The sequence below is a fragment of the Streptomyces brasiliensis genome (genome assembly GCF_014647875.1).
Taxonomy (GTDB): Bacteria; Actinomycetota; Actinomycetes; order Streptomycetales; family Streptomycetaceae; genus Streptomyces; species Streptomyces brasiliensis.
On sequence record NZ_BMQA01000173.1, the window covers coordinates 1 to 4103 of the forward strand.

At 67.1% G+C, this 4103-nt stretch carries 5 protein-coding genes and 2 pseudogenes; 4 read left to right on the forward strand and 3 right to left on the reverse strand.

From position 1 onward, the window contains the following. Window positions 1–554 precede the first annotated feature (554 nt). Window positions 555–1082 carry a MarR family winged helix-turn-helix transcriptional regulator gene (locus IEZ19_RS49310; protein ID WP_189317885.1) on the forward strand — a complete coding sequence of 176 codons (528 nt, stop codon included), beginning with the start codon at window positions 555–557 and terminating at the stop codon, window positions 1080–1082. A 91-nt stretch (window positions 1083–1173) separates the two neighbouring features. Here IEZ19_RS49310 and IEZ19_RS49315 read toward each other — a convergent pair whose 3' ends face one another. Then, window positions 1174–1494 (reverse strand): hypothetical protein, encoded by a 321-nt coding sequence (locus tag IEZ19_RS49315; protein WP_189317886.1) that lies wholly within the window; start codon window positions 1492–1494, stop codon window positions 1174–1176. A 153-nt stretch (window positions 1495–1647) separates the two neighbouring features. Continuing rightward, a pseudogene (locus IEZ19_RS49320) lies at window positions 1648–2043 on the reverse strand (TetR family transcriptional regulator C-terminal domain-containing protein); the annotation flags it as partial. Between the two features lie 145 nt (window positions 2044–2188). On the opposite strand from IEZ19_RS49320, the gene IEZ19_RS49325 reads away from it, so the two are divergent. Then, complete coding sequence (locus IEZ19_RS49325; RefSeq protein ID WP_189317888.1) at window positions 2189–2350, forward strand: hypothetical protein; 162 nt, start codon at window positions 2189–2191, stop codon at window positions 2348–2350. A 106-nt stretch (window positions 2351–2456) separates the two neighbouring features. Further along, window positions 2457–2549, forward strand: a pseudogene (locus IEZ19_RS49330) (IS5/IS1182 family transposase); the annotation flags it as partial. Between the two features lie 69 nt (window positions 2550–2618). Here the strand turns inward: IEZ19_RS49330 and IEZ19_RS49335 are convergent. Then, window positions 2619–3053, reverse strand: coding sequence for a VOC family protein (locus IEZ19_RS49335; RefSeq protein ID WP_189317889.1), 435 nt, complete (start codon window positions 3051–3053; stop codon window positions 2619–2621). Window positions 3054–3421: 368 nt separating this feature from the next. Between IEZ19_RS49335 and IEZ19_RS49340 the strand changes: the two genes are divergently transcribed. Then, on the forward strand, window positions 3422–4103 hold a 682-nt coding region (locus IEZ19_RS49340), incomplete at its 3' end, for an IS5 family transposase (RefSeq protein ID WP_189317890.1).

The following is a 4103-nucleotide window of genomic DNA, read 5'->3' on the forward strand; positions in this document are numbered from 1 at the left end:
ATACAAGATCACACACTACCCGTTAGACGGAAGTTGGGGTACCTAACGAAGCCCTACTAGTGCTGTGCCGGAAAGGTGTACCGGCTCGCGACGCCCGGCACGGCACCTCGCGGCGTTGTCGCCTCACCCGAGTACATCCAGTACGCGGGTGACGCTCCGCCTCGCGATGCACCGCACCGGACGCCGCGAGCTTCCCGGCAAACCTTCCCGCCCACAGCACTAGCTCGAAGGTTTCCGCGTGGGCGGCTTCCACGGCGCCGGCCTGGATGGCCGCGATGAGGTGCTGTACCTCGGCCGGGCTGGCGCCGCGGAATCGAGAAGAGCAGTCACACGGTGCTGGGCGTTCGCGGTGGTCCATCATGGCGATGGCGCTCCTAGGGCTCCAGTCGGGGATGGCCCAGCCGCCGGAGTCGAGGCCCTGCGCGGCGAGGGTCTGGGCCCACACCGGGGGGAACGATGTGCTGGTGGACGTCGATGCGAGCGGGGAAGGTCAAGTTCGCTTCGCCTCCTAATATTTAGCTAGCTAATAAAATCTATTTAGTAAGCTAACAGCTATGAGGGAGACAGTCAAAGCCGAGACCCGCAGCACCCCCGGCCTGCACGTGGAGCCCGGTATCGAGCACCTGGCCCAAGCTGCCGATCGGCTCTTCTACGCCATGCGACGCTCACGGTCCGCCACAGTCGGCCAGTCCGAAGCCGGACTGTCCATGTCACAGATGGCCCTGCTCACCGCGCTGACCGAGGACGCCGAGGGCGAGGGCGTGCCGGTCAGCCGACTCGCCGCCAACGCCGAGGTCAGCGTCCCCACCGCCACCCGCATGCTGCAGCAGCTGGAGGGCAAGAACGTGGTCACCCGACGCCGTGCACCGCACGACGAGCGCCAGGTCCTCATCCGACTCACCGAGGATGGCGCACAACGCCTCGCCACCATGCAGGCCGAGCTGCGCGCACGCCAGTACGCCGCCCTGTCGCAATTCGCGCCGCAAGAGCGGCACGAGCTCGCCGCACAGTTGCATCGCCTCGCCGGCATCATCGGCCAGACCATCCCCGGTGCAGCCGGATCGGCGGCGGACGAGGGCTGAGCACCCAGAGCGACGGAGTCGGCTGACTCTTGACGTCAGCAATGCCTGGAGCGCCCGGATCCTGGACGCGGGCGGGTGCTGTCGCCGTTTCTCATGAACACCGAACACGGCCGCGCTGGGGCGCTGCCCGAAGTCGTGTACATCCGCTGTCGCAGCAACTCGTGAACAGAGCCAGGCCCACACACTCGCTCACGTCGTCGGCTCCAGCCACGAACAGCGGGACAACCTGCAGCAGCACCTGCACGAGATCCCGGAGACGACCGACGACGACGTCACCACGCTCATCGCCGAACGCCGCCTGTACTACGCCGACACCCTCCACGAACTCGACGAAACCCCGGATGATGACCACTGAGAAACCGACCCCCACCACACCCGCGTCGGCGCCGCGCGATGTCGCCGCCTGGTTCACGCTCGACTCGGTATCCGCGCGCACCCCGTGGTGGGCAGCGCAATGGCTGGCGGACGGCCACGACGGCGAGGCGCTCCGCGAGATGGCCGGGCTCAACGGATTTACGCGAGAGCCGGGCCGCGCGGGCAGGACTCATTTCAAGGGCCCGCATCGTCAGGCCGGTGGCCAGTTCTGCAAAGCCGCGTCGGCCACCTGTTGCAGGTCCTCGCATGTCGCGCCGCCGGCTGCCTGTACAGCCACGCCGTTCGCGATCGTCATGACGTAGCGGGCGATCTTTTCCGGGTCAGCGCCGACGGGCAGGTCGCCCACCTGGACGGCCTGCCGGAACCGGTCGCGGAGCAGCGCCTGGCCGTGGGCACGCCACTCGGCCAGGGTGTCGCGGGCAACTCGTCCGGTCTGGCCGGCGGCCAGTGCGCCCTGGACACCGAGGCAGCCGGCGGGGAGTCCGGGCAGCGTGTTGGCGCGGGCCGAGCCAGCGAGGAAGGCCATGGCGACCTCGCGGGCGGTGGGTGCCTGCAGCGCCTCGGCGACGTAGGCGCCGGGACCCTGGACTTTAAGCCAGGGAGCACGTCAATCAGGCTCCACGACGCACGGCAACGTCTGGCTGAAGGGCGCCCGCGGCGATACGGCCGCCGCCGCGGCACGCACCAAGGGCACCTACCTCAACGCTCACTACCGCCGGCTGATCAGACGCATGGGCAAGAAACGCGCACTCGTCGCGGTCATGCACAAGATCGTCATCGCCACCTGGCACATGCTCACCAACGACGCCGACTACCAGGACCTTGGACCCAGTCACTGGCAACAGCACCCGCACCAGGTCAAGCGACGGCAGCAACGGCTCCCGCCTAGCTGAGCGCCCTCGGGGTCGACACCTCCGGCCTCGCACCCGCTTGATCTCCTCATACCCCAGCCCTACAGCCGGGGCAATCAACCCTGCCCTCGTACAGCCATTTTCGAGTCAGATCCTTCGCGACTGCCGCCTGAAAAGCGACGGCGTTCACACCGCCATGCTCGGCATCGCCCGGATGCACAACCTCGCCCTCATGGGGTAACTCCCTCCCCATACGAGACGAGAGAGGTCCAAGGGAGGCGGCTCCCCACCTCCCCGGCTCGGAGAGTGCTCAGTCGATACAGAACTCGTTGCCCTCGATGTCCAGCATCGGGATGCACGACTCGTTTTCCTCATCGGCATACAGTGTGCGCACGTGGGTCGCACCGAGCGCCACCAGTCGTGCGCACTCGGCTTCGAGCGTGGCGAGGCGCTCGTCCCCCACGAGCCCGGTGCCGGCTCGGACATCGAGATGCACCCGATTCTTAACGATCTTGCCTTCGGGGACGCGCTGAAAGTACAGGCGCGGGCCCACGCCTGAGGGATCACTGCAGGCGAACCATGATCCCCGCTTCTCAGGAGGCAGGGTGCGGTTGAAATCGTCCCAAGTGGTGAACCCCTCCGGTGGAGGCGGTATGACGTACCCCAACACTTCACACCAGAAGCGAGCGAGGCGCTCAGGTTCTGCGCAGTCAAAGGTGACTTGGAACTTCTTGATCGCTGGCATCAGCGCACCGTACCGCGTACCAGGGGGACCCTGCCGCTCATTTCCCCAGGCGGATCCGCCCGCCACCCGTCGCATCCTGGTCCTGGGCCGCCTTGGACACCAAGTGATCAAACCGGACAGTCCACGAGAACGACGCGACCGTGGTGGCGGAACACCCCAGTTGTGCCCAGGATCCAGTCCTGACCGACCACCTTCATGCCGAGATCAGTTGCGGGACAACCCTTAGAAGCCTTCCGCTTACCGTTCGGCAGCCTTGGTCAGTCGGACACGGTTCCTGTTTGGGTGATCTCTCGGGGGCGGCGGCATAACGGCAGGGCCTCCTGGTGCTGCTCGGTTGCGATCCCAACCGAGCAGCACCAGGAGGCCCTGTGTCGCAATCTTTCGTGCTCGCGTCGGCGGAGTCCAACGCGCCGTCACCGGAGTGTGACTGCCTCGCGCACAGGTTCGGCAACGCGGCGGACGGTCCGGCACGCGTGCGGTGTTACGGCTCCGACCTGACGGAGGCGGAGTGGCAGGTCGTCCGGCCGTTGCTGCCAGTGCCTGCATGGCTTCAGGGGCGGGGCGGTAGGCCGGAGGGTTTCTGCCACCGCGTGATGCTGGACGCGGTGCGATACGTGGTCGACAACGGCGTCAAGTGGGCGAACCCGCCCGCGGACTTCCCGCCGTATCGGCGGGTGCACGCTTTCGCCCGCCGCTGGCAGGTCACGGGTCTGCTCGCCGAGCTCCACGAACGGCTGCGCGACAAAATCCGCGAGAAGGAAGGCCGTTCGCCGGATCCGACGGCTGCCATCGTGGACTCGCAGTCGGTGCGGGCAGCGGCGAACATTCCGCGCTCCACCTCCGGCTGGGACGGCGGCAAGAAGGTGGGCGGGCGCAAGCGGCACCTGATGGTGGACTGCCTCGGCCTGGTTCTGGCCGTGTGTGTGACCGCGGCGAGCGTGCAGGACCGCGACGCCGCCGTCCCACTTCTGGATCGGCTTCGCAAGACGTACGGGACTTCCACCCGAAGAGTGGACACCGTTTCATCCTGTTATGCGGCGAGTGCGAGCC